At 34.5% G+C, this 26,850-nt stretch carries 18 protein-coding genes and 1 pseudogene; 7 read left to right on the forward strand and 12 right to left on the reverse strand.

Annotation, left to right across the window (positions count from 1 at the left end; translation table 11 throughout):
• Positions 1-243: 243 nt before the first annotated feature.
• From ACFILN_RS06910 to ACFILN_RS06925, 4 genes are all read right to left on the reverse strand, one after another.
• Positions 244-1,620, reverse strand: a complete 1,377-nt coding sequence (locus ACFILN_RS06910; RefSeq protein ID WP_273791505.1) for an amino acid permease — start codon at positions 1,618-1,620, stop codon at positions 244-246.
• A 449-nt stretch (positions 1,621-2,069) separates the two neighbouring features.
• Entirely contained in the window at positions 2,070-2,429 is a 360-nt protein-coding gene (locus ACFILN_RS06915) for a hypothetical protein (protein WP_375631298.1), read from the reverse strand.
• A gap of 415 nt (positions 2,430-2,844) precedes the next feature.
• Positions 2,845-4,383: a histidine ammonia-lyase gene (hutH, locus tag ACFILN_RS06920; RefSeq protein ID WP_273791578.1), complete on the reverse strand. Its 1,539-nt coding sequence runs from the start codon at positions 4,381-4,383 to the stop codon at positions 2,845-2,847.
• 1,305 nt (positions 4,384-5,688) lie between these two features.
• Positions 5,689-6,465 (reverse strand): class I SAM-dependent methyltransferase, encoded by a 777-nt coding sequence (locus ACFILN_RS06925; protein ID WP_375671164.1) that lies wholly within the window; start codon positions 6,463-6,465, stop codon positions 5,689-5,691.
• Between the two features lie 423 nt (positions 6,466-6,888).
• Here ACFILN_RS06925 and ACFILN_RS06930 point away from each other — a divergent pair, with 423 nt between their 5' ends.
• From ACFILN_RS06930 to parE, 4 genes are all read left to right on the forward strand, one after another.
• Entirely contained in the window at positions 6,889-7,521 is a 633-nt protein-coding gene (locus ACFILN_RS06930) for a LemA family protein (protein ID WP_273724085.1), read from the forward strand.
• Entirely contained in the window at positions 7,521-8,372 is an 852-nt protein-coding gene (locus ACFILN_RS06935; RefSeq protein WP_375664707.1) for a TPM domain-containing protein, read from the forward strand. Before ACFILN_RS06930 ends, ACFILN_RS06935 begins: the two co-directional genes overlap by 1 nt.
• Positions 8,373-8,518: 146 nt before the next feature.
• The gene (lipB, locus tag ACFILN_RS06940; protein ID WP_375660573.1) at positions 8,519-9,256 is read left to right on the forward strand and encodes a lipoyl(octanoyl) transferase LipB; all 738 of its coding nucleotides are present in this window, start codon (positions 8,519-8,521) and stop codon (positions 9,254-9,256) included.
• An 81-nt stretch (positions 9,257-9,337) separates the two neighbouring features.
• Entirely contained in the window at positions 9,338-11,404 is a 2,067-nt protein-coding gene (gene parE / locus ACFILN_RS06945) for a DNA topoisomerase IV subunit B (protein WP_375654498.1), read from the forward strand.
• A 17-nt stretch (positions 11,405-11,421) separates the two neighbouring features.
• On the opposite strand, the gene recJ is transcribed toward parE, so the two are convergent.
• Entirely contained in the window at positions 11,422-13,206 is a 1,785-nt protein-coding gene (gene recJ / locus ACFILN_RS06950; RefSeq protein ID WP_273791583.1) for a single-stranded-DNA-specific exonuclease RecJ, read from the reverse strand.
• A 296-nt stretch (positions 13,207-13,502) separates the two neighbouring features.
• Between recJ and rplM the strand changes: the two genes are divergently transcribed.
• The gene (gene rplM, locus ACFILN_RS06955; protein WP_015856544.1) at positions 13,503-13,967 is read left to right on the forward strand and encodes a 50S ribosomal protein L13; all 465 of its coding nucleotides are present in this window, start codon (positions 13,503-13,505) and stop codon (positions 13,965-13,967) included.
• A 2-nt stretch (positions 13,968-13,969) separates the two neighbouring features.
• Positions 13,970-14,455 carry a 30S ribosomal protein S9 gene (gene rpsI / locus ACFILN_RS06960; RefSeq protein ID WP_015856545.1) on the forward strand — a complete coding sequence of 162 codons (486 nt, stop codon included), beginning with the start codon at positions 13,970-13,972 and terminating at the stop codon, positions 14,453-14,455.
• A gap of 311 nt (positions 14,456-14,766) precedes the next feature.
• On the opposite strand, the gene ACFILN_RS06965 is transcribed toward rpsI, so the two are convergent.
• The 7 genes and pseudogenes from ACFILN_RS06965 to ACFILN_RS06995 form a co-directional block, all read right to left on the reverse strand.
• Positions 14,767-15,132, reverse strand: a complete 366-nt coding sequence (locus tag ACFILN_RS06965) for a response regulator (protein ID WP_005773308.1) — start codon at positions 15,130-15,132, stop codon at positions 14,767-14,769.
• Positions 15,133-15,670: 538 nt separating this feature from the next.
• A complete protein-coding gene (locus ACFILN_RS06970; protein ID WP_273791584.1) occupies positions 15,671-16,030 on the reverse strand; it encodes a hypothetical protein in 360 nt (119 codons plus the stop codon).
• 986 nt (positions 16,031-17,016) lie between these two features.
• Entirely contained in the window at positions 17,017-17,376 is a 360-nt protein-coding gene (locus tag ACFILN_RS06975) for a hypothetical protein (protein ID WP_375631292.1), read from the reverse strand.
• A 3,041-nt stretch (positions 17,377-20,417) separates the two neighbouring features.
• A pseudogene (locus ACFILN_RS06980) lies at positions 20,418-21,205 on the reverse strand (ABC-2 family transporter protein).
• Positions 21,189-22,013 carry an ABC-2 family transporter protein gene (locus tag ACFILN_RS06985; protein ID WP_375631291.1) on the reverse strand — a complete coding sequence of 275 codons (825 nt, stop codon included), beginning with the start codon at positions 22,011-22,013 and terminating at the stop codon, positions 21,189-21,191. The pseudogene ACFILN_RS06980 and the gene ACFILN_RS06985 overlap by 17 nt, the downstream one beginning before the upstream one ends.
• A complete protein-coding gene (locus tag ACFILN_RS06990; protein ID WP_375631290.1) occupies positions 21,988-23,007 on the reverse strand; it encodes an ATP-binding cassette domain-containing protein in 1,020 nt (339 codons plus the stop codon). The genes ACFILN_RS06985 and ACFILN_RS06990 overlap by 26 nt, the downstream gene beginning before the upstream one ends.
• 783 nt (positions 23,008-23,790) lie before the next feature.
• Positions 23,791-24,774, reverse strand: a complete 984-nt coding sequence (locus ACFILN_RS06995; protein WP_375637442.1) for an RluA family pseudouridine synthase — start codon at positions 24,772-24,774, stop codon at positions 23,791-23,793.
• A gap of 206 nt (positions 24,775-24,980) precedes the next feature.
• Here ACFILN_RS06995 and ACFILN_RS07000 point away from each other — a divergent pair, with 206 nt between their 5' ends.
• Complete coding sequence (locus tag ACFILN_RS07000) at positions 24,981-26,762, forward strand: glucan ABC transporter ATP-binding protein/ permease (protein ID WP_375637441.1); 1,782 nt, start codon at positions 24,981-24,983, stop codon at positions 26,760-26,762.
• Positions 26,763-26,850 lie beyond the last annotated feature (88 nt).

A 26,850-nucleotide genomic window follows, 5' to 3' on the forward strand; every position in this document is an offset into this window, starting at 1 on the left:
GCACTATTAGGCATTTTTACCTGAAAGACTTATATTGATTGCAGGGCTCACCATCAAAAAATGCCTAATATTTATATGATTTGGTCGTTACCGTAAGCAATGGCTCACAAAACTTCCAAAGCAAAATAATAACGAGCAGATTTTTTCAATCTAGATTGTTCTAACCTTTAGAGAATAACAATCAAACACCTGTTTTCCTGATGACATCAGCTATTTGTTTTGAGCTTTATCTCTATTCACATTTTATTGCTGTTTCTTTTGCTTAAAATTATAAAGTTTAAGTGCATAGAAACAAATAATAAGCCAAGCAATCCAACTAAAACCTATAATTAAAACCGGTCGTGTCTCATCAAAATACCATAACAGAATAAAAATAAAAACCATAAATAAAATAGAAAAAATCGATCCTATTGGCCAAAATGGAATGGGAAATTTTAAACCATTCTGTGCTTCTTTAGGCATCTTAATTCGCATAAAAAATTGTGAAAGTAGAATCATCATCCAAACAAAAACTGTCGCAAATGTTGCCATTGCGGCAATAAGAAAAAAAAGCTTTTCATGGTAAAAATAATTAAGGACAGCACCAAGAAGAAAGATACCGAAGATCATCAAAATAACAAAAACTGGTATACCATTTTTTGATAAATATTGAAACTTTTTTAAAGCATAACCTTCCTGCGATAAACCATGGATCATACGACAAGCACCATACATTCCACTATTCATTGCTGAAATAGCCGCTGTAACAACAACAATATTTAAAATATTTGCTGCATACGAAATCCCAAGATTTTCAAAAATAGATACAAAAGGGCTATCCATAAGACCAATCTCATTCCAAGGATAAAGAGACATTAAAATAGCTAACGTCATGACGTAAAAAAGCAAAATACGAACTGGAGTAGAATTAATTGCCTTTGAAATCGTTTGATGAGGGTTTTGAACTTCCATAACTGCCATGCCAATAATTTCTATGCCACCAAAAGCAAAAACAACAACACTAAAGCAAGCTAAAAAACCAAACCAACCATTGGGAAAAAGTCCACCATTTTTCCATAAATTATGAACAGTAACGGTAGAAAAATTTGCACCTTCACCCCACCCCCAAAAAATAATTGCTATTCCTAAAATAATCATCGCAATGATAGCGATAACTTTAATAGAAGATAGCCAAAACTCTAGTTCACCATAGACTTCTACAGCAGCTAAATTAATACCTGTGATGATTAATGTAATACTCAGTGCCCATACCCAAGGAGCAACATCAGGATACCAAAACCCCATATAAGTCGCAAAAGCTGTAATATCAGCCAAACCAACAAGAATCATCTCAAATACGTATGTCCATCCCGTTAAAAAACCTGCTAATGGTGATATGTAATTTGCCGCATAACGAGCAAAAGAACCAGGTAATGGATTATGAAGTATCATCTCTCCTAGAGCCCGCATAACCATAAAAATAGCTAAACCAGCAATACAATAGGCAATCAAAACACTGGGACCGGCAAGCTTAATTGCCTGTGCAGACCCATAAAAAAGACCTGTTCCAATAGCAGAGCCAAGAGCTAAAAAAATAACTTGGCGCTTACTCATCCCTCTTTTCAGTTTATTTATTGCCATTTCTTTCCTTACTTTTTGAAATGCTGACACTCCACACCACGATAACAGCTTTATGATAAATAAAGCCTCATGTTTCTTTCACAAATATATTTCAAAAAACATTGAAGACCAGCCCGTCAAACACTTTGCTCTAAACAATGAAAAAATACTTTTATTGCGAATTACTCAGCTTTTATAGCCTGCAATTTCGTATTATTTTATTCAAATAAAGTGATAATGAATTTTTTTATAATTGTCATTTAATTCATTTCGTATTCTCTAGTTTTTTACAGAGAAAATTAATCTTAATGTAATCTAAACTTTTAGGCTTCTATTTCCGTGCGCGGAAATAGAAGCCTAAAACTTCATAACAAACGCATTAACTATGCGTACAATTAATTTTTTGTTACTTTAAGAAAACTCTCTTTGAGCCCACAAAGCAAACTTTTTACGCCAATTGAATAGCTCAATCAATGATAATACGAATCTCGCAAGCCTTCAAAAGTATGAGAAATTGTATTTACAACCCATCTTTTAAGGACTCCAACTGTCTTAAAGATAAACTTTCCAATGGAAAAAAAATATGCGCTAAAAATAGAATCTTTGACTGTTGGCCTAATGATAGCATTCTCCTTATCTTCGGGATTTTGCCCTGAGATAGCAATAAAATCTTTGTTTTTCGCTAAAATCAGAGGCTCCTTCTCTTGGTCCACTATTGTAATGAAAACTTCCTCTGGAAAGCCACCTCTCCTACAATTTGCATGAATCTCAAGAATTTGAGAGAAAAAAATAACTGTTATTGATACACATAATCTAGCACTTTTAAACATTTCTTTCTCCTTTTTTATTTAAAATATCAAAAATGAAATATAAAATTCATAAAGTATTAACAAATAAGAAGAATCTACAATAAATTTTTTATTTTTACTTAATATAATACATATATTATAATTTGTACTTATAAAAATATAATATTACAACATATAATTTGTGAATATTATTTAACTTAGATTAAAATTTCTGATAGAAATCAGAAAGTATAGGTACTTTAAATTTATAGTTTCTATAAAATTATGATGCTAAATCAGATACCTATAAAATAATAAAATATCTAGTTGACTATAAATAACATATATATACATAATTCATTAAATAATTCAAATATAGTATTGATCTTCTATATTTTCATATGAGGAAGTTTCAAAATTCAATATCCGCCCTTCATCATTGTCCTTAAAACAAATATTATTGAAAACTTAATGAAGGAAAAATTGTTTCTGGTAAAACAGATAATAAGTGCCCTTCACGCACAAGTATATGTGCTTGATGAAGATCTGGAGCCAGATAGCGATCTTCCTTAAGAGAAGCAACATTTTTGCGTAAACATTCCATAACAGATTGCAAAAAAGTACTTGTTTTTAAAGGTGCACGATATTCAATTCCTTGTGCTGCAACAAGCGTTTCAATGCCAATAAGTGTAAAAAGATTTTCGCTCATTACCAATAACCGACGAGCTCCATGACAAGCCATTGAAACATGATCTTCTTGATTGGCTGAAGTTGGGGTTGAATCAACGGAAGCAGGATGGGCCATTTGCTTATTTTCAGACATTAAAGCTGCCGCTGTTACTTCAGCAATCATAAAACCTGAATTAAGACCCGCATTATGCGCTAAAAAAGCTGGAAGTCCATAAGAAACTGCTGGATCAACCATAAGAGCAATACGCCGTTGAGAAATAGATCCTATTTCACATAAAGCAAGAGCAATCTGATCAGCAGCAAACGCTACAGGTTCAGCATGAAAATTCCCACCTGATACAACTTCACCATTCCTTAAAATCAATGGATTATCTGTAACAGCATTTGCTTCAATAATCAGTGTTTTTGCTGCTGCCAGCAAAATATCAAAACATGCCCCCATGACCTGTGGCTGGCAACGTATACAATAAGGATCTTGTACACGCTCATCACCCCGTAAATGTGCTGCACGAATTTCTGAATCCTCTACAAGCTTTTCTAATGTTTTCGATACGGCAATCTGCCCATAATGTCCTCGTAAAATATGAATATCAGGATGAAATGGCGCCGTTGATCCCATGATGGCATCTGTCGTCAAGGCCCCTGCCAACAATCCACCACACAATGCCCGATAACCTCGAAAAAGACCGGCAAGTGCGAGGGCTGTTGATGTTTGAGTCCCATTAATAAGAGCTAGACCTTCCTTTGCCTCTAAAATAATAGGGGACAATCCCGCTTTCTCTAATGCAACAGCTCCACTCATACGAATATTTTGAAAAAATGCTTCCCCTTCTCCCATCATAACAGCCGCCATGTGAGCAAGTGGAGCTAGATCACCTGAAGCACCAACAGACCCTTTTTCAGGGATGACAGGAATGACGCCCTTTGCAAGCATATTTTCCAGCAAATTTACCAATTCTAGACGAACTCCTGAAGCTCCTCTTCCTAAAGAGATAAGCTTTAAGCTCATTATCAAACGCACAATATTTTCAGCTAAAGGTTCTCCTACCCCACAACAATGGGACAAAATAAGATTTCTCTGTAAAACAGTAACATCGTCCGCATCAATTTTAATGGAAGCCAACTTCCCAAAACCAGTATTAATACCGTACACAGGCTCACTTCCAGCAGCAATTTCAGCAATGCGCAGTGCCCCTTTCTCGATAGCTAAATGCGTGTCATTATGAAGTTTACTCACTTCACCATTAAAATAAATAGCCGCAAGTTCACTAAGCGTCACCTCGCTCGGTTTCAGTATAATAGTCATAATTTACTTTCTTTTTTATCAAAGTATAATGTTTAGCATTATTGATGCTTCTATAAAACAAAAAAACTATAACGACTCTTTAAAGCGAGAATACTTTTTTAAAGGTATTCCTTACAATGGAGTCATTATCCAAAAGTAGAATAGTTGACGATAAATGAAATATTGACAAGCATAACCAAGGTTATAGATTTCAAAAATAGATAACGCATTAATTTATAATTATAATCTAGCATGATTCATATTAAATGAGAGAGCGGAATATCTTAAGACTCTCTCATTCCAAATCTGTGTATGTTGAATCAATCAACACCATTCGCTTGCACGTCATAAGCGAAATTGGCGTATAGATAAAACTGTAAAAAAAAGGACTACTCCTCTTATAAGCCGTGTCAAGAGCTGTCGCAACATTGGGAGATGACAAAGTGTGTGATAGTGCAGGCTTATTCTTTTATGAAGCGTAAAGATGGAGAACTCAATAGATTTATCATTAAGCTATTCCTACTAAACTTATAAAAATCTTAGACAGATAGCTGTCACAATCTATCATGATTGCAAAAATTAAACTCTATAGAAAATTAAAAAACTTATTCAACACATCACAACAGAGAAGAAATTGAGCTTTTTTGCTACTTCTAAAATTGTATTTAAAGCGCCAGATTGAAACCTAAAAAGCACATCTTCAATAAAACCACACAAGACTCGCCCTAACCCGTTATTTAAAATAAAAATAAAAGAAGTTTTCTTATATCAAAAAATTTAATTAACATATTGTTTTTATATTATATCTTTAAAAAAGAGAAATGCTCCATATAACATATTTATATTTTACTTTTTTGTTATATTGAATCTGAATTTAGAGATAATTTCAAAATGAGTTGTTTTTTAAAGGTGCTTCCAAGCCATTACCTTTTTTACTACAAATTTCTGATTATGATAATTTTTATACTTTTTCAGTTGTTTTTGTCAAAATTTATTAAAAACACTCTCATTTAATAATAAAAAACAATCATAAAAACAAAGAATTATCAAATATTTCTATTCAATCTACCTCTTCTTATTTTATAAAATAATCTGTTGTTAAACTGCAGTAAAGAAAGCGCTTCAATACTATAATGCAGTGCATAAATTTTCTATTTAAACTCTCTCATATCAAGTGAACAATGAAAATCAGACGTAATAAGATGTCAACGTGAATGCTGAAGAAAAAAACCGTCCCCCTCAAAATCTGCCTTAATAAGGCGTTAATTTCCTGAATACCGCCTACTCTGATGTGCTAAAAGAGCAAAAGTAATCATCGATATCAGATTATCCCGCATACATATAGAGCTCACTTCGATACAAAAGCTCCAAATTGCCTTGCACTTCATATTTCTTTATCAATGAGACCAATTGCCGCAAATATTCTTCCCCATAGCAAGCAATAGCGCGTTGCGCTTGCGTTGAAGAGCGGCTCATTCCAATAAAAGCTTCAGATGGGATCATCATCGTCCAATTATGCGTATGAAAAAAAATCTTTTCTGGATCTACCCCAAAGCCATCACTCATTTCCTGTAAAAAATCAAAATTACGATAATAACGGGAATAGTTCGGACTCATTTTTTCTAACAATGTCTCATAAGCCTCTAGAAATTCGCTATGCTTGAAATCGCGATTATTTTGAATAACCGCCATGACACCATTGACTCGAAGTTGATCTGAAACAGAACAAAGCAACTTGGGACGATCCATCCACTGAAACGCTTGCGCTGCAATGACAAGATCAACCTCGCCAATTTGAGGCAATAGGTCTTCGGCACGGCCCTGATACCACTGCACCGTAGGAAATTTTTTTCGCCCCTGCTTAATCATATCTGCCGATACATCGATAGCATGATATTGGTGCTCATTTCCTAAAAATTTAACAATTCCCTCTAATGCGATGCCTGTCCCAGCACCCACATCCACAATGGACAAATGCTTTTTGTTCTTAAAAGAATGGAGCATGGTTTTAAATAAAGTGAGGGGGTAGCGAGGACGATAACGATCATAATCATTAGCCAATCCATCAAACTTTTCACTTTGCCGTTGAACACCTTCTATCACAGGATTTTCCGCCTCCTTCACAATTACTACCATACATAGTTAAAAAGCTTTTTTTGTCCAATCTATTAAACATAACTTCTAAAGGAGTGAAAATAAGAACTGCCCTTACCTTCTATCTTTCCATAAGATTGATACTTACATTTTTCCCTTTTCCAATTGTGATCTGCACGTTGTGAAACACAAAAATACTACGAAAATAATATAATTTTCTGTAATAATAATTGATATAAATATTATTGAACTTTTATAAGATGACATCTATATTACCCGTATTATTTTAATATCAACGAGTCACTTAAGCGTGCCTAAAACGCATAGAGATGTCGATTTATTGATAAATATGCCTGTTTATAAAATTCAAAATACTTTCCACCAAGAAGATAAACCCTATATAATACATAAAATATCTGTGGAGACATCTTTATGTTAAATGTACAAACTTCTTCAATTTCAATGTTTAAAATATTAAAACAATTTTCAATCGTGATTTTTTTGGCATGGTTAGTGCCATTTTTAAGTGGGTGCGGATTTAATACGATACCAACAAATGAAGAAAAAGCACATGCAGCATGGAGTGAAGTGCTCAATCAATATCAACGTCGTACAGATCTCATCCCCAATCTTGTAGAAACAGTTAAAGCTTACGCAGCTCATGAACAAAGCGTTTTCACAAATGTAATTGAAGCACGTGCTAAAGCAACGCAAGTCAACATTAATGCAGATATGTTGAATAATCCAGAAGTTATGCAGCAATATCTCAAAAATCAAGCAAATTTATCAAGTGCACTTTCGCGGCTTATGGCTGTTGTTGAAAACTATCCGGATCTTAAAGCAAACCAGAACTTTCTTGCTCTTCAATCACAACTAGAAGGAACAGAAAACCGTATTTCCGTTGCGCGCCGCGATTATATTGAAACAGTACGTGCCTACAATACTGCACTCAAAACAATGCCGACGATGATTTGGGCAAAATTATGGTTTCGTGATGCTAAACCTATGCCAACTTTTACCATCGATACTGATAGCCAACAAACACCAAAGGTTAATTTTAATTAATGAAATCATTTCGATACTCTTTGCAACGTATTGTATTTCCACAATTATGGGCTTTTATCTGCTCTCTGTATTTAGTTGCTGCATTGGGAAGTATCGCTTGTTCGCAAATAAAATTTCCTCATTTAACAGGCTATGTTAATGATGTGGCTCATTTGCTCGATAATGCAACCAAGGAAGACTTGACAAAAAAACTGGCAGCACTCGAAGAGAAAACGGGAGATCAAATTGTTCTTGTGACACTCCCTACTCTTTCGGGCAATGATATAGAAACATACAGCAATTCTCTTTTTCGTACATGGGGATTAGGCCAAAAGAAGATCAATAATGGTGTATTACTGGTCATTGCACCGAATGAACGCACAGCACGTATCGAAGTAGGATATGGTTTGGAAGGAGAGCTAACAGACGCTCTTTCCTCTGTCATTATTAATAGCTTCATGATTCCTAATTTTCGCGAAGGAAATTATCAAAAAGGAATTGCTGAAGCAGTTGATGCAATTATCAAAGTTATTACAGAAAGTAATTCTGATTTTACTTTTCGTATCAAAGAAAAAGCTAAAATCGTTGAAGAACAACGTAAACAAGCTGAAAAAGAAGAAATGGTAATCAATGCAATTATGTTTTTAGCCTTTTTTATAATGTTTGGTCTCCCTATTCTTGCAATGATTTTTGGTAAAAAAGTGGGTCCACAAAAGTATCTCTGGCTGGGGATCATCTTCACACCTTGGTTTCTTAACTTAAGTGCCGGTGGCAGATATCCTGGTGGAAGGTTCGGTGGTCCTCGAGGTGGAGGGGGCTTTAGGGGTGGTGGTGGATCATCAGGTGGAGGCGGTGCAACAGGAAGATGGTAAAAGGAGCGTGGATTTTTAAGCGTAGTAAATCTTCTTAAGATAAAATTTATGAACGTATTCTCTTTTATTCAACAATTCTATACCTTACTCTGTAATCACTTTTATTGATTACAATATAAACTCAAACATCAAGATAAGTATTACCAATGACATTTGAATTGAAACATACGGATCGTAATCACTTATCACATCATTTTAATGCAATTCTAGGAAATCCACCCGTTGAATGGAAGATAAGTGATCATCTAGTTGAGTATCCTGAAGCTCTGCGTTATATGCAAGAACGTGTAGAAAAAATTCTTGCAAAAACCGCGCATGAACAAGTTTGGCTTCTTGAACACCCTTCCCTTTATACAGCGGGGACGAGTGCAAATAAAAAAGATCTTTTGGCGCCTAATTTATTCCCTGTTTATGAAGCAGGACGTGGAGGTGAATTTACATATCACGGTCCAGGACAGCGTATTGCTTATATCATGCTTGATCTTAAACGCCGAAAACAAGACATTCGTGCTTTCATTAGTGCATTAGAAGAATGGATCATACAGATGCTTGCAAACTTTAATATTAAAGGCGAACGCAGAGAAGATCGCGTTGGTGTCTGGGTTAAACAATCTCATTGCCCATCAAAACAAAATGATCTTTCTTCCGAAGATAAAATTGCAGCTATTGGCATTCGAGTGCGAAAATGGATAAGTTTTCATGGAGTTTCTATCAATGTTAATCCTAATTTAGCCCATTATTCAGGAATTGTTCCTTGTGGAATTACAAACCACGGTGTAACAAGCTTTCTTGATCTAGGTTGCCCTGTAGCAATGCATGATATTGATATTGCTCTCAAACACGCTTTTGAACAAATTTTTGGTCCAACAATTGATGTTTTCTAAGTGCATTGATTTTTAAATAAAAAACAGGCATAAAATTATTTTAATAAACATTTTATTTTATGAGGTAGATAGTTAAACGCTATGAGCGATAACAAAAAGGATCTTTTTAGTGTTTTAAATAAAGCCCAATCTCGGGTAAATACAAAAGAAAACACTCTGCAGCCTCCAATGAAATCAAAAGCGATGATTTCAAGAAAAAGTGCAAAAGATACGCAAGAAGATGACTATAATGCCCTCTCTATTCGAGTTCTTGAGGGTTTAGAGCCCGTGCGTTTACGCCCTGGAATGTATATTGGTGGAACAGACAGTAAAGCGCTTCATCATTTATTTGCCGAAATTATTGATAACGCGATGGATGAAGCTGTTGCGGGTTATGCAGATTCTATTGAGGTCTCATTAGATAGGAACGGTTATATAACCGTTACAGATAATGGACGCGGTATTCCTGTCGAAAATCATCCTCAAATGCCTGAGAAATCTACTCTTGAAGTTATTATGACACAACTCCACTCCGGGGGAAAATTTGATGGAAAGGCTTATCAAACTGCAGGTGGACTTCATGGAGTAGGAATTTCTGTCGTCAATGCTCTTTCTGATGATATGGAAGTTGAAGTTGCACGAGAACGAAAACTGTACCGCCAACGTTTCTCACGCGGAATTCCTCAATCTGGATTGGAAGATCTGGGAGATGTTTATAATCGTCGTGGTACGCGCGTTCGTTTTCATCCTGATCATGAAATTTTTGGTGAAAAAGCAGCTTTTGATCCAGAAAAAATCTATAAGATGACATGCTCCAAAGCCTATCTTTTTGGTGGCGTAAAAATTCGCTGGACTTGTGATCCCGTCATACTTGAAGGCGTAAAAAATATTCCTGAAAAAGCTGTTTTTCATTTTCCCAATGGACTTAAAGACTATTTACTTGCGTCACTAAAAGATGAATATCGAGTAACGTCAGAAATTTTTTCTGGCAAAACACAACACAATAATGGCCATGGCTCCGTTGAATGGGCTATCGCTTGGCATGGTGGTGATTCTTGTGTGCAATCTTACTGCAATACGATTCCTACAGGAGAAGGCGGAACGCACGAAATAGGATTACGTCAAGCTCTTTTGCGTGGATTGAAATCCTACGCTGAGTTAATAGGAAACAAGCGCGCAGCGATTATTACGTCTGACGATATTATGATTTCAACAGCCGCAATACTTTCAGTCTTTATCAGTAACCCTGAATTTGTTGGACAAACAAAAGATCGATTAGCAACCATTGAAGCACAGCGTATCGTTGAGAATGCAATCCGCGATCCTTTTGATCATTGGTTAGCAAATTCCCCGCAAGAAGCAACAAAACTTCTCGATTGGGTTATTGAACGTGCTGAAGAACGTGTTAGACGACGCCAAGATAGAGAAATAAGTCGAAAAACTGCTGTCCGCAAATTACGTCTGCCCGGTAAACTTGCAGATTGTAGCCAGAACCATGCTGTGGGTGCTGAACTATTCATTGTTGAAGGGGATTCTGCAGGAGGATCTGCTAAACAAGCAAGAAATAGAGCAAACCAAGCAATTTTACCTCTTCGTGGTAAAATCTTAAATGTCGCCAGTGCTGCACATGAAAAAATGAACTCAAGCCAAACAATTAGCGATCTTATCCTTGCTCTTGGATGTGGAACACGCTCCAAGTATCGTGAAAAAGATCTCAGATATGAACGTATTATCATCATGACAGATGCTGATGTTGATGGTGCTCATATTGCGTCACTGCTCATTACCTTCTTCTTTCAAGAAATGCCTGACCTTATTCATCAGGGACATTTATATCTCGCCGTCCCTCCCCTTTATAGAATATCGCAAGGAGGAAAAGTTGCTTATGCTCGTGACGACATTCATAAGGATGAATTGCTCAAAACTGAATTTACTGGAAAAGCTAAAATCGAAATCGGGCGTTTTAAAGGGCTGGGTGAAATGCGCGCAGAACAACTTAAAGAAACGACTATGCATCCTCAAAAACGTACATTGCTTCGTGTTTCTATTGATGCCGTGGAAATGCAAGAAACGAAAAAGACTGTAGAAAGTCTCATGGGAACAAAACCAGAAGCACGATTTCGTTTCATACAAGAAAATTCTACTTTTGCTTCTAATCTAGACATCTAATGTAAAAAATATCCCTTTCAAACCACTGCGGCTGCGTCAATCACGCGCAGCTGCGGATTGATCGTTCCATTCCAATAATTCAAACTAAGATGACCAGCTAAATGAATCATTTCACCAATATTTTCAAAAAGAAAATCACCAAGCGATGTCCCTACAGCACGAAAAGCAATTCCTTGCAGTTTTTTTCCTTCAACATTAGATACAATGAGGCGAAGATGTCCTTTACCAACTTCAGATAGATTCACCAGTCGATGAGAGGGAAGAACAAAAACAGGTGTTGCATTCCCTGCCCCAAATGGCCCTGCTTTTTCAAGCAATTCAAACAGCGTTTCATTAACACCAGAAGCAGAAAGAGAACCATCTATACTAAGAGATTTTTTTGCACGCAACTGTGAAACCATTAAAGAAACTTTTTCTTCTAGCCATTTTCGAAAAATTTCAATTTTTGTTGATTGAATTGTAATTCCTGCTGCCATACTATGTCCCCCTCCTTTTTCTAATAAATTTAATGTAACAGCTTCACGAACGAGTGCTCCTAAATCTATACCATTAATTGAGCGTCCCGACCCTACGCCATTTCCATCTTCTTTCAAAGCAATAGCAAAAACAGGACAAAAAAAACGCTCTTTGAGACGGGAAGCAAGAATACCAATAATTCCCGGATGCCATTCTTTATGTGAAATTACAAGCGATAATGGTATTTCTTGATCTTGATAAAGAGAAGTAATGTAAGATTCCGCTTGTGCTAATTGAATGTTCTCCATTTCTTGGCGTTCTTGATTAAGCCGATCTAATTGTTCTGCTATTCTGTCCGCTTCATCTTTATTCTCACAGCTAAGTAAACGTGCTCCCAAAGCTTGATCACCAATGCGCCCTCCTGCATTAATTCTAGGACCTAACAAAAAACCTAAGTGAAAACTATTAAGCGGCTCCCCTATTCGTGCAACCTTTGTTAAAGCTGTTATTCCTAGATTATGCATAGAACGAGCAACTTGAAGCCCTTTTATCACAAAAGCACGGTTAACCCCCTGTAATGGAACGACATCACATATGGTTGCCAATGCAACAAGATCAAGCATACTTAAAAGATCAGGCAGCTGCCCTTGGAATTGTTTTTTCCGCAGCAAATGATGAACCCAAGCTAACGTAACAAAAACAACGCCAGCTGCACATAAATGCCCCTGTTTAGAAAAATCATCAGGGCGATTAGGATTGACAAGAGCAACGGCTTCTTGATGAATCTCTGACATTTGATGATGATCTAAAATCACAACATCAGCACCAGCAAGCCTCGCTGCTTTTACGGCATCAGGACTGTTTGCGCCACAATCAACAGTGATAATTAACCGAGCGCCTTCTTGCACAAGCATCCTCATTGCTTGTTCATTCGGACCATAGCCTTCAACAATACGATCAGGAATATAAATTTTGACTTCAATACCAAAATAACGAAAAAAACGCGCTATGAGTGCCGATGAACAAGCACCATCAACATCATAATCACCAAAAACAGCAACCTGTTCTTGATTGAGAAGAGCCTTAACAATACGCTCTGCAGCGCATTGCATATCCCTAAAACTTTCTGGATCAGGCATAAGCGTACGTAATGTTGGATTAATAAAAGCAACAGCCTCAGCTTCATCCACATCTCTTGCTGAAAGTACTCGAGCTAACTGATCTGGAAAGCCAAATTTTTGAGAAATAGCGCGCGCATTATTTATCCCTTGAACATCAAGGGCATCTAACCAAGCTTGACCACAAGCAGAAGATTCAACATTGAGAAAATAACGAGACCACTGCATTATTTCTTATTTTATAATGAAGAACAATAAAATACAATCATGCGTTAAAGATAAAATAGTTTTTTGCAACATTCATTTTAAGTTTAAATGGTCTACAAACTTCTTTTAATGGGGTATTATAATACCTTTCTCATAACATGTTGTTTTATAAAGTTTTTATTTTCTCTTGACGTCAATCAAAAGACATTATATCAGAGCAAGTAGTATGCGTTAAATATTTCGCTATGGTAACAATTTTCAACGCAAAACAGTAAAAATTCCCTTATATTAAAAGGGTTCTAATAAAGGATACTTCTATGGCAACTTTTTCACAAAAGCCAACTGAAGTGGTGAAAAAATGGGTTATTATTGACGCAGAAAACCTTGTTTTGGGTCGTCTTGCCACATTTGTTGCTAACCGCTTACGTGGCAAACATAAAGCTACATTTACTCCACATGTTGATGATGGTGACAACGTTATTGTCATTAATGCAGATAAAATAGCTCTCACTGGCAAAAAATATACGGATAAAAAATATTATTGGCATACCGGCTATATTGGTGGAATCAAACAACGTACAGCACGTCAACTTCTTGAGGGACGTTTTCCCGAACGCGTTATTGAAAAAGCAGTAGAGCGCATGATTCCTCGAGGGCCTCTTGGTCGCCGTCAATTGAAGAATCTACGTGTTTACGCTGGAAGCCAACATCCACATGAAGCACAACAGCCTGAATCTCTTGACGTTGGTGCTTTAAACCGCAAAAACAAAAGGATTGCTTGATTATGGCTGAAATTAATTCTCTTTCTGAGCTTAGCATAGTAACAAGTATTACAGAAACACATGAAAATGTTGTTCCTGTCCACGTGCAAAAGCTTGATTCACAAGGACGTGCTTATGCAACAGGAAAGCGTAAAGACGCTGTTGCACGCGTATGGATTAAACCAGGTTCTGGAAAAATCACAATCAACAATAAGGAATTTGACAAATATTTTGCTCGTCCTGTTCTTAGAATGATTCTTCGTCAACCAATTGTTGCAACAAATAGGGATACCCAGTTTGATATTATTGCAACCGTTGCAGGCGGTGGTCTTTCCGGACAAGCCGGTGCAGTGCGCCATGGCATTTCCAAAGCTTTAACCTATTATGAACCAGAACTTCGCTCAATCTTGAAAAAAGGTGGTTTTCTTACCCGTGATAGCCGCGTTGTTGAACGTAAAAAATACGGTAAAGCAAAAGCACGTCGTTCTTTCCAATTCTCAAAGCGTTAATTTCAATTTTTGTACAATGCATAAAGCCTCGGACAAAACCGAGGCTTTTTCCCCTACTAAAACAGACTTTTAGATGAATGTAGGAACAAATCTATACCGATTAGAAAAAACAAAAATGCAAAACAACCTCCTCTCTTAAGATAAAAGGCAAGAAAATAAACCGAAAAATCTCGAAACTTCAGTTTCAATTTTTAAAATCTGTTTTACTAACTTGAATATATCCACGTGCTAAAGCAGAAAAATATTTGCACGAAAACTTTAGCAATTTTATAAGCTTTTCAATATTTTTTTCTATCATCACTTAACAAGCTTTAGTCCACAAAATGTTTTACCATTGTGATAAAATGAGGAACAGAAATAGGCTTTGACATATATTCTTCACATCCACTGGCACGAATTCGCTCCTCATCGCCTTTCATAGCAAAAGCTGTTACAGCAACAACAGGGATTGATCGAAGTTCTTCATCTTCTTTTAATTGTTTAATAACATCTATTCCAGAGACCTCTGGCAACTGGATATCCACAAGGATAAGAGATGGCATTGATGAACGCGCCAAATCTAATGCCATAAGACCATTACGCGTTTCAACAGTTTCATAACCACTCGCTTCTACAAGATCACGGAATAACTTCATATTAAGCTCATTATCTTCCACGATCATGACTTTTTTTGACATTCGTATAACTCCACCCTTCTCAAATAAAATAGAGAAATAGAAATGAATCCACATTCTCTTTGCTTAAGATAAAATGATAAAATGAATTGTAAACCACAAAGAGATTAAAAGATTCCAATAAAAGCATTTTTTACAAATATTTGTAAGACGCATCGCTATACTTATTCAGTTCATCAGTATAAAATCCACAATAACCATAAGTATTGTATTACCCTATATTTTTGAGTGAATACGCACCGTTTATGAATATCTCAATTCCAGCATATGCATTTTCATCATAGAAAAATATCAAATACAAACTTAGCTCAAATGCGTATTTTGAAGAGAAAAAATTTAATTAACTTTAAAAAGCAGCTGATTATTTAAATTTAATGTCCCCTATACTGCCATCCCCCAACAATATCTTAATGATATTAAAGGATAAATTTACCATATTATTAAAAGTAAAAAATAAATAAACCGTGATTAAACATCACGGTTTATTTAATATAAAATATTCAACAACAGAATAATTCAAAGTTCATCAAGGAATTATCTTTTAATTCAAAGCCCATGCACTATAAGCAAAAGCATCGAATGCTCTTCCACCTGTCTCTCTGTTAGGACTCGGCGGTTTTCTAGTAAAGAAATATACAAGATATGCGATTAAACCAAAAATCGCTGCCTCCATCCCCATTAAACCCGCGACTTTTTGGACATTTTTCTCAGCCCCTTGTCCTCCAAACTGGCTAATAATCATATCAACAGCTTTAATAACTCTATTTTCCTGTGTCATTACAGAAATGAAACCAGCATTTTGAAATCTATCATTTAAAGAATCAGCATTGGCTCCTAAAACCTGTGAAAAGAAAATAGCTACTGCAACAAAACATACTATACAATGCTTGAATATTTTCATCATAAACACCTATTACAATATTTAATAAAATAAATTTTCTTTACCGCCCCCTCTAAATAGAAAACATTACATCATCTATCGATAAAGTATATTTATCTTCTAATAACAAAAAATATAATACAAAATTTAATTAACAGTTTTATTTTAATTGTTAATTTTATATTATATTACATTTACAATATATCCGTTACATGTTTATTTTAATATTGTCAATTATTTTATTCGTGTTTTAATAATGTATAATTTAATGGCAAAAATGTATTAAAATAAAATTATTTTATTGTTTTTATTATAATTTTATCTTTATTATCATAAATATTATTAGATATTATAACATAAAAATATCAATATATTGTTTTTTTAGTTACACGTAATGTTTTTTATTTTTTGTATAATATAGTAAGATAAATATTTTTAAAATTTACAAAAAACAAAAAAATATTTTATTGAAATATTCTGTTAAAATAATTTTTTCTTAGTATAGATTGAGAAGAAATAGTTTTCCCAGCAAAAATTAGCGTAAGTATCAACTTAGCTCTTTGATTGAAAAAGCTAAATTAAGTAAGATAAGGGATAACTTTGGTGAACGCGCCAAATCTAATGCCATAAGGCCATTACACATTTCAAAGATTTCACAGCCATTCGTTTCTACAAGAACGTGGAATAATTTTAATAAAGTTCATTGTCTTTCAAGATTCTAACTTTCTAACATTAATATAATTCTACGACTTAGAGAAATAGAAATAAATACACATTCTTTCTAACCAAGATAAAATGATTAAAAATTTTAAACCTCAAAAAGACTATATTATGTACAATAAAGTATTTCTGTAATAATATTAAAAAAAGAGTACAGCCTAAAAACTTAAAGCTTAATGGGCATATTAATAAATATAAAAATAGCTAAACCGTGATTAGAAATCACGGTTTATTAATTATAAAAGATTCAAAAACAGAATAATTTAAAATTCATCAAATCAACATTTTTAATTAAGAGCCCATGCACTTCGAGTAAAAGCAGTGAATGCTTTTTCACCTGCGCTTTTTCTAGGATCCGGTGGCTTTCTAGTAAAGAAATATACAAGAAATGCGATTAAACCAAAAATCGCTGGCTCCATTCCTATCAAACCAGCCACCTTTTGGACATCTTTTTCTCTGCTTTGTTCTGAAAATTGACTAATAATCTCCTTAACAGATTTAATAACTCTATTCTCTTGTTTCATTACAGAAATAAAATCAGCGTTTTGAGATCTACCATTTAAAGAATCGGCATTGGCTCCTAAAACTTGTGAAAAGAAAATAGCGACTGCAACAACACATGATATACAATGCTTAAATATTCTCATTATAATAACCTATTACAATATTTAATAAAACCTTACTCTCTAAACAGAAAACATCACATCATCTACCGATGATTCATATTTTCCTACTGAGAAGAGAATGATAATATAATACAAAAATAGTTATCATTTTGTATTATATTTTTATTCTTTCCATATTTAATTTGTTTTGTCAATTATTCTATTTTTGTTTTTAAGCTGACTGATTAGATGATAAAATTTTATTACAATAATATGATTATATTATTGTTTAAATTGTATTTTTTCTTCAAAACGATTGATTTTTTTAATCACAACATTTTTAAATCACAACATAAAAAAATATTACTAAATTGTCTTTTTTATTACACATAATGGATTTTTTATATTGGTAGCATACAGTAAGCTAATTTTTTTCTTATTGTATGTTGAGAGGCAATAGCTAACCGAGTAAAAATTTAGCGTAAACAAAAATTTCGCTCTTTGATTAGAAAAGCTAAACGAGATAAGATAAGAGATAATATTGATGAAATCGCCAACTTTAATCCATAAAGCCATTAAACATTTCAACGATTTTACGACAATTCGTTTCTACAGAATCGCAGAATAACTTCAGTTTAAGCTCATTATCTTCCACGATCATTACTTTTTGATATTAATAGTGCTCCACCCATTCAAAATAAAATAGAGAAATAGATAATGAATACAAATTCTCTCTCTAACCAAGGTTAAAAAGATAAAAAATGTAAACTATAAAGAAACAAAATAACACCTAATAAAAGCATTTTTGCAAATATTTGTAATGCTCAGCATTATGTTTTTCAGTTTATCAAAATGAACTCCACAATAATCGTAAAATTATATTATTCTATATTTTTGAATCGATATGTAAAATTCATAGGTATCTAATGAATAACAATAAACTCACAAGTATTTTCATCGTAGTAAAGCTATCAATCACAAAAATTAATTCAAATACACATTTTGAAGAGAAAAAACTTACGTAACTTTGATATGCATAGATTTTTTTATCTGTAAGCAATCGGTAGTTTATATACCCAATTAAAAATTTATTCTTGTGATCTTATATTGTCTCAAACGCTTTTGTTATACATCAATACGAGCGATGCAATAACAAATCAAAATAGAACTTACTTATGTAATTTTAAACAAAACTTTAAAATGGACCACACATGTTGTTAATGCATTGTTAAATGCAAAAACAATCACAAAACTGGAAAATAAAAAACTCATTATAAATGCTAATAACTTAACAGAATTTATTTTTTTGCTTTATATAATTTTTCAAAAAATTTGGTAAGAAAATATGAGTGATACGCGAAAAAGTTCTCAATCTTTTCAATCTCTATATCAAAAATCACATTATTTTCATCACTGATAATCAAAAACATATGATCGTTATCAGTTATTTTACAACATCAAATTAAAGCATTATTTTTGTTTATTGAAAAAGAAGCTGTCTGGATTTCTCTTTATTTTTTTGGACAAATTTAAAAACATAACTTTATTAATAACATATCTCATAATCTCTATAGAAAGATACTTAAATAAAGAATACTATAAAAAATAAAATGAATATTATTGATGATTTTTTATAATATCAGTTTTAATATGCGCTTTAGAAGCATAATATAATTTTAATAAATTTATTAATAATATTAATAGTACTTAAAGTATCTATAACACTTAAAATTTATGAACTAAAATATATAGAATTATAAATAATATACCATTAAAAGATATTCTAACAATATTTCTTAGACATATTTTTCATTAACATATCTACAAAATTATTATGATTTTAGAGATATATTGCAGATATTCTATAAATTACCGTACACAATTATAAAAATGATGCACAACTCTAAAAGCCCCCTACTAGAGCACCATTTATAGTGCTGCCTACTGCTTCTCTTAGTATAGCTCCCTCCACAGCAGCAGCTACGATTAACAGGAACTATACCATCTATTTTCTATTGCAACTGCACCCGCTATACTTACGATTCCTCCAAGCACAGCACCTCCAACTGTCCCAACAGGCGCCACTATCATTGCTCCTGTTTGTCCTGTAGATTTTATTGTATCCCAATAATAACCCGAAGGACGGCATGAATTACCTGAAGCGCGTGATGAGCTTGAACTCTCCTTTTTCTTTTATAGAAAAACGCATCATATCGATACAATTAAATTTGATTATTACGCGTTTTAGACAATTGTCAAACCTAATTTTAAATTAAAATAAAATAAAAACACCGTACAAAAAAATAATATTCGCAAATACTATTAAAATATAACACATTAATTTTTCTTTTTCTTAACAAAATCATAAATTAAAATGAGTTTGCATAAGAAAAATTAAGAACCTTCTCTTGATTTACTCGCACAACAAAGAAATATATTTATTACGTTATTGAAATTAATCTTATTGCTATCGTTTTACATCTACTTTACTTGGTGAATACTTTTATTTCAAGCAATTATTAACTTAATTTTGCCTACTCAGCATGCTGAAAATCTCTATGTGATCGTTGTCTTGATAATTGCTATCATGTTGTTTAGCACAGCTCTTAGCTTTCTATCGGGCAACTTAAAAGCTTTATTCTATCAATTTTCTTATTGTTTACGCAAAAACTCATCCACGTAATAATATACTGAATGCACCAACAAAATCCGCACGAATAACCACATTCTACGCATATAAAAATTACCCACTTTGACAATTTTTTAGCACTATAACCGAAAAAGAACACATCTGGCTCGTATTATGAATGATACTAAATTGTATGCCATCTTACCATTGGCTTTTGTCATCAAGCTGCCATCTAAAATCGAACAGTTTAAACCTCTGATTTCTATTTCACGCTCCTTGCCAGTAACTGTGGGAATGCGGCCTATATTATTGTTCAATCTTATCTAACAATAAAAAAATCCTCATGTGAAAATTCTACATGCCTTATATCGCCAGAATAAATAACGATAATTTATGGTACAATAGAATTATTCACTCAATTTTTTTTATTTTTATAATCATGCTGACTTTCATTTCATCCCCCTAATCCATTAAATTTACGCATTGTTTTCTTATAACTTATGAAAGTCATGACCATGGAAAGAAAAGCGCTCAACAGAACATATCCAATATTCCATTCGCCTTTACCAAGCAACAATGACACAGGCAAGGAAGCAGAAAAAGCCATGGGAAGCATAAACAAAAGCCATTTTACGATGCTTAAAGGATAAATTCCTATTGGCACAAATGAAAGCTCGTAAATCATTTCATGAAAATATTCGACAGGCATCTTACGGCTAATAATAAATGTTACAAAATTAAACATCATGAAAAAACAAATATTGACAATAAAAACACAAAATATTGCAACAATAAAAGAGATCCATCTTAGCTTAAGATCGGATATATTCGGTAATGATACAAATAAATAGGCACTAACATAAAGAACAAAGAGCTTGATCAGATTAAGAGGTTTACACCAACCAAATAACATCAACAACCAGATTGAAACGGGCTTTATCAAGTATGGTTCAATTTTACCATCCGCTACTTTTTCAAAAAACGTTTCAATAGAATTAGTAAAAATATTCAAAATATTCCAAGTAAAACAAAGACAACAAAGATAAAATGGATTTCATCTCTGCTATAGTTACCGATCTTTCCTGAAAAAGAAGATATTCTATCAATAAATATGAATTGAATAAAATAATAGCATAGAGAAAGAATAAACTCCTCAGCCAAATTCTTACCATAAACAATCTGTCGGCGGATATTCAAACTGATAAAATGAAGGATTATTTTCATCTCAACCACCCGCTCCATTATATGCTTTCATCCCTTTATTCCAAGCAATATAAATTAAGAATAAAAAACACAAAATATAAGTAAAACTTCCGAAAATAAACTGCTGAAACAACGCTAAATTTTGCGTCGCGAAAAACTCGGCAGGAGCTGATATCATGAAACGATAAGGATTAAATTGCATAAGCGGAATAAGCCACACCGGCCAAAAAGATGGTGGTAAAAGAACACCCCCAAGAAGCGTTGAACTGAGAATACTGAAAGAGAGTAATATATTGTACTCAATCACCCAAAAGCTTAATAAGGCAATTCCAAAAGAGAGTAAAAAACAAAGCAATTGTGATAGAATAACAACCAGAAAAAAGAACAGAAAAGCGATGACCAATCCCAGAATATTTTCATAGGATAAAACAAGCTTAACAACAAAAAGAGCCAATAACGGGATGCTATATAATACACTCTCCCCTAAAAAAGTAAAAAGCATTTGTGTCATATAACTAAAGGGCTTTGTAAGATATACTTCTAATTGACCTTCTTTAACATGATGAGAGAAAAACTTAATCACATTATAACCATTATTTAAGCGACCTAGGACTAAAGCAAAAGCATAATAATACATCATATCATAAAAGCTAAAGCCATTGATGGTGTTGCCCGTATCAGAGAAAAGTGCATTCCATAATAGCAGTTGAATAACAAATGGCGAAAGTGTCCCAATGATAATATCGGTAAAAAACATTGCTCTATCACTTAGAACAGTGAGTAATCCATTCTTGGCAAAAAGAAACATACCAAAGCAGTGGTTAGATAAATTCTTTAAATTTAACACGGAGCATCTCTTCAAGCGAGGGAGTGGATACAGAGAACGTACAGTTCAATTCGGTTGTAATTTCGCGTACAAAACGCGCAAAATCCTCACGGGGCAGCGAAACCTCCAGCGAGCATTCTTCAGCGTTAAAGTGCTTATCTTTTAAAGGAGTAGATAATTTCAACGCAATCTCATCAATTTTTTCTACAACAGCTGAAGGTGCAGCCATGTGTTCACAAAAAAGTGTCATTCTCACCAAAGAAGGAATGACATTTTTAAGCGCATGAAGATTACCATGAAACTGTTTCTTTCCTTTATGCAAAAGAATAATATCATCGACGTATCCATCAATATCTCCCATATCATGACTTGTAATGATATACCCAGTGCCACGCTCCTTTTTCAGTTTTTTAAGAAGCTCCCTGATTTCATGCTTAGATGTAATATCAAGACCAATACTTGGCTCATCGAGAAACAACAGTTTAGGTCTAAAGGAGAGATTAAATGCCAATTCACTTTTCACTCTCTCACCCAGACTAAGCATCCGCACTGGCTTATCCATAATATGCTCAAGACCCAGCAACTCAGCGATCTCTTTAAGATCACGGGTAAAAGAGGCGCATTCAAGACCATATAATGGTTGAACCATATCCAGACTGTAGCGTAAGGGCAAATCCCACCATAAACAATTCTTGTGACCAAAGACCACACCCAAAGACTTGAACAGATTTTTCTTCGCTTTATAAGGATCAACACCAAGGACTTTAACACATCCCTCATCAGCGTATTGTATACCAGAAAGTATTTTAATCAGTGTCGATTTACCCGCTCCGTTAGGGCCAAGAATTGCTAACGATTGCCCTGAAAAGAGGGTGAAACTCATATCTTTTAACACATGATGATTTGTATAAACCGGCTTGAAGAGAGAAAACACCTTGTTTTTAAAACCAATTCCTCTGTCAATGTTGCGATATATTTTTGAGACGTTATTAACGTCAATCAATAATGATCCCATCAGTCACTCCTAATTTCAATTTATCCCCCTTTTGAATGTTCCCATAATAAATATCTGTTTTGTTCACTAGAAAAAACAAAAGTGTTCAAGCCCTCCCTAGAGCAATAAAACGCGTCTGACGTTTTATCTCCAATTTTTTGTCTAGATATTTTTTCAATGTGATGAGTTCACTTCAATGAAGCATTAAGATACTGAAAAATTATTTCTTCTTTTATGAAAGATAGTCTTTTGGATAAACTAAGTAAGTAGAAAAATAATTGCTCATTGAAAGGAGAACTTTGCTAAGAAGGCTTCATTGTGTAAGTAAAGATACAAAGCATAAATCTATACTATAAGCATATCAAACCACATTTATAACAGAACAAACTTCCTTGACAACAGGATTTTTTTGAGAGTCTACTTTTCCTAAGCATTACTATAAAATGCCTTCATTATTCCCCATAAAAAAACTAAAATCGCTTTCTCTATTTTAGTAAATATCTTTCAGATTTTATCTAACTCATCTCCCTCAACAGACACGCCTTCCCAATATATGACCTCTATAGATAATTCAAAGGAGCAGCTTCATAAACTCAGATTATTAAATGATACACCATATCCAAAAAATAACAATACAATCAATATGGATAAAGAGCTGTAGAAAGAAAGCCATGATATTCGAAAATTTCATCACTCAAAAACATAATTTTCTCATAGCGATTGACTTATCAAAAACTTCCTTCAAATGATGCCCTATTCATCTTATCAAATTTATATCAATCAAAAAGAACAAATGAAGTTTCTTTACTCTGTTTCAGCATCACTCTCATTAAAAGACAAAAGATTAAAACTTTGAACCATATGAGGTGGTAAAGGTGCAACAATGTCCAATATTCCTCCTGAAGGATGAGGAATACGAATACGACGTGCATGAAGATGAAGACGATTTTGAATTCCTCCTGGTAATGTCCAATTACTATCAGAAAAAAAATACTTTGTATCGCCAATGATAGGATGATCCATATGGGCAGCATGCACACGAAGCTGATGTGTTCTCCCTGTATAGGGTTCCATTTCAAGCCACGAAAGAGCCCGCCCTCGTGTATCTAAAACGCGATAGTAGGAAACCGCATGATGTGAATCTGGCTCCCCATGTTCACAAACACGCATTTTGTCACCTTGTGCAGTCATTTCCTTAACCATCCACGTTGAAATTTTGTCCTGCTTTTTTTTAGGCACGCCCCGAACCAACGCCCAATAAGTCTTTTTTGTTTCTCGCGCTCTAAAAGCAGCAGTTAAGGACTGAGCAGCTCCCCTTGATCGCGCAACAATAAGCACACCCGACGTCTCACGATCAAGACGATGAACCAAACGCGGCTTTTCACCTTTTTTATTGCGCCATACCTCAAGCATACTATCCATATGACGTGTTAAACCAGAGCCTCCTTGTACAGCCAACCCAGCGGGTTTATTAAAAACAAATACCTTTGGATCTTCATAAAGCAGCATTTTTTTCAAAACGGTCCCATCATCCTGCCCACGAAGTGTTTTATCGGTTATTGAAAGACTTTCCTTGTCATTAATAGGGAGAGGTGGAATACGAACAGCTTGCCCTATACAAAGACGCGTATCGGCTTTAACACGTCCACTATCAACCCGTATCTGACCAGAACGCAACAATTTTTGCAAAGCTCCAAAACCAAGTCCTGGATAATGCACTTTAAACCAGCGATCTAAGCGCATTCCATTTTCATCTGCCTCAACTTTTTTTATTTCTATGCCTGCCATGAAAATTCCCTTACCTGATAATTTTATTGATCTATTTTTGCGCCTTTATAAACACAAAAATTCATATTTTAGTTGGTTTTATCACACCATATTACAGTTAGTATCCAAAATTGCCTTTTCTTAACGTCCAAATTTTATTAGCTAAAAACTAAGCGTTGTAAAAATCAACAGCCTTTACGCTTAATAGCGAATGGAGATAATTAACCGTGTCCTTATTCAAAACCTATGCACGTGTTCTCACTTACCTAAATAGAGAAAAAAATGCATCCCTTTTAATCTGTACCGCTAATGTTATGTTAGCTATTATCACTATTGCAGAACCTATTTTATTCGGACGTGTTATTGATTCTATTTCAGAAAAATCAGCTATCATTCCTACTCTTACCATTTGGGTTTGTTTTGGACTTTCACATATTATTGCTTATGTCCTTGTTGCTCGCGGTGCTGACCGCTTAGCCCATAGACGCCGCTTAACGGTTTTAACGGAATCTTTCGAACGTATCATTGCCATGCCTTTAATTTGGCATCAACAACGTGGAACTTCCAACGCACTCCATACACTTTTGCGCGCAATAGATTCCATGTCAACCATATGGCTTGATTTTATGCGCCAACACCTCTCAACGCTTGTCGCCTTATTGGTTCTCATCCCCATAGCGTTTAATATGAATTGGCGTCTTTCAATAGTCTTGGTTGTGCTTGCCATCACCTACGTATTAATTGCACGTTTAGTGATGCGAAAAACAAAAGACGGACAAGCCGCTGTGGAATGCTACCACCACAACCTTTTTAAACATGTCAGTGATTCAATCTCTAATGTTTCCATTGTACAAAGTTATAACCGAATAAAAGAAGAAGCTTCTATACTGCATCAACATACAAATGCTCTGCTTAAAGCACAAAATCCTGTTCTCAATTGGTGGGCGCTCGCCAGTGGCTTAAATCGAATGGCTTCAACAATTTCAATCGTTTGTGTTCTTCTCCTTGGAGCTTTTTTTGTTGCAAAAGATCAATTACGAGTAGGTGAAGTCGTTGCTTTTGTTGGATTTGCACAACTCATGATTAGCCGCCTAGACCAAATGAGCAATTTTATTAATTGTGCAATATCCTCACAAGCAAAACTGCAAGAATTTTTTGAAATGGAAGACTCAACCTTTCATATCAACGAACCGCAAAATCTTCCTTCCCTCCAAAATGTTAAAGGCGCCATACAATTTCATCACGTGACCTATAAATTCCCCAATTCTTCTCAAGGTGTTTTTGATATTTCCTTTGAGGTTAAAGCAGGACAAACTGTTGCAATTGTAGGGCCAACAGGGGCTGGAAAAACAACATTGATCAATCTGTTGCAGCGCGTATACGACCCTACCCTTGGGCATATCTCCATTGATGGAATAAATATATGCTCAATCAATCGCGAATCTTTACGCAAATCTCTAGCAACAGTATTTCAAGACTCGGGTCTTTTCAACCGTACTATTCATGACAATATTTCAATAGGAAAAGCGAGCGCAACAAATGAAGAACTTTATGAAGCAGCAAAAATAGCAGAAGCTCACGATTTTATTCTAAAAAAAGCTGATTGTTATAACACAATGGTGGGCGAACGAGGATCTCAATTATCCGGTGGAGAAAAACAGCGACTAGCAATTGCACGCGCTGTTTTAAAAAATTCCCCTATTCTCATTCTAGATGAAGCAACAAGCGCTCTTGATGTTGAAACAGAAGCACGTGTCAAAGATGCTCTCGATTGCATAAGCCATAACCGCACTACTTTTATTATAGCACATCGCCTCTCAACAGTACGCAATGCTGATGTGATACTCTTTCTGGATCATGGTCACTTAATGGAAAAAGGAAACTTTCAAGAATTGATCGATAAAGGGGGACGTTTCTCTAATTTTTTAAAGGCAAGTGGTTTAACAATCAAACCACCAGAAAGAGAAGGAGAAAATGTTATCCCCTTACATGAAGCCATAGCATCATAAAATTGATACTCTTTTTCAAGCAAAAAAATCCTCCTCAAGATAACAAGAGTTCTTATATATGATACAAGTAAAAAGATTTCTAAAAATG

Source organism: Bartonella sp. CL434QHHD (assembly GCF_042195145.1).
Classification (GTDB): domain Bacteria; phylum Pseudomonadota; class Alphaproteobacteria; order Rhizobiales; family Rhizobiaceae; genus Bartonella.

What these genes read in the sequence shown, in the direction of transcription:
- ACFILN_RS06910 (WP_273791505.1), bottom strand. Translation starts at nt 1,620, where the DNA reads ATGGCAATAAATAAACTGAAAAGAGGGATGAGTAAGCGCCAAGTTATT.
- ACFILN_RS06915 (WP_375631298.1), bottom strand. Translation starts at nt 2,429, where the DNA reads ATGTTTAAAAGTGCTAGATTATGTGTATCAATAACAGTTATTTTTTTC.
- hutH (WP_273791578.1), bottom strand. Translation starts at nt 4,383, where the DNA reads ATGACTATTATACTGAAACCGAGCGAGGTGACGCTTAGTGAACTTGCG.
- ACFILN_RS06930 (WP_273724085.1), top strand. Translation starts at nt 6,889, where the DNA reads ATGTTAAATGTACAAACTTCTTCAATTTCAATGTTTAAAATATTAAAA.
- ACFILN_RS06935 (WP_375664707.1), top strand. Translation starts at nt 7,521, where the DNA reads ATGAAATCATTTCGATACTCTTTGCAACGTATTGTATTTCCACAATTA.
- lipB (WP_375660573.1), top strand. Translation starts at nt 8,519, where the DNA reads ATGACATTTGAATTGAAACATACGGATCGTAATCACTTATCACATCAT.
- parE (WP_375654498.1), top strand. Translation starts at nt 9,338, where the DNA reads ATGAGCGATAACAAAAAGGATCTTTTTAGTGTTTTAAATAAAGCCCAA.
- recJ (WP_273791583.1), bottom strand. Translation starts at nt 13,206, where the DNA reads ATGCAGTGGTCTCGTTATTTTCTCAATGTTGAATCTTCTGCTTGTGGT.
- rplM (WP_015856544.1), top strand. Translation starts at nt 13,503, where the DNA reads ATGGCAACTTTTTCACAAAAGCCAACTGAAGTGGTGAAAAAATGGGTT.
- rpsI (WP_015856545.1), top strand. Translation starts at nt 13,970, where the DNA reads ATGGCTGAAATTAATTCTCTTTCTGAGCTTAGCATAGTAACAAGTATT.
- ACFILN_RS06965 (WP_005773308.1), bottom strand. Translation starts at nt 15,132, where the DNA reads ATGTCAAAAAAAGTCATGATCGTGGAAGATAATGAGCTTAATATGAAG.
- ACFILN_RS06970 (WP_273791584.1), bottom strand. Translation starts at nt 16,030, where the DNA reads ATGAAAATATTCAAGCATTGTATAGTATGTTTTGTTGCAGTAGCTATT.
- ACFILN_RS06975 (WP_375631292.1), bottom strand. Translation starts at nt 17,376, where the DNA reads ATGAGAATATTTAAGCATTGTATATCATGTGTTGTTGCAGTCGCTATT.
- ACFILN_RS06990 (WP_375631290.1), bottom strand. Translation starts at nt 23,007, where the DNA reads ATGGGATCATTATTGATTGACGTTAATAACGTCTCAAAAATATATCGC.
- ACFILN_RS06995 (WP_375637442.1), bottom strand. Translation starts at nt 24,774, where the DNA reads ATGGCAGGCATAGAAATAAAAAAAGTTGAGGCAGATGAAAATGGAATG.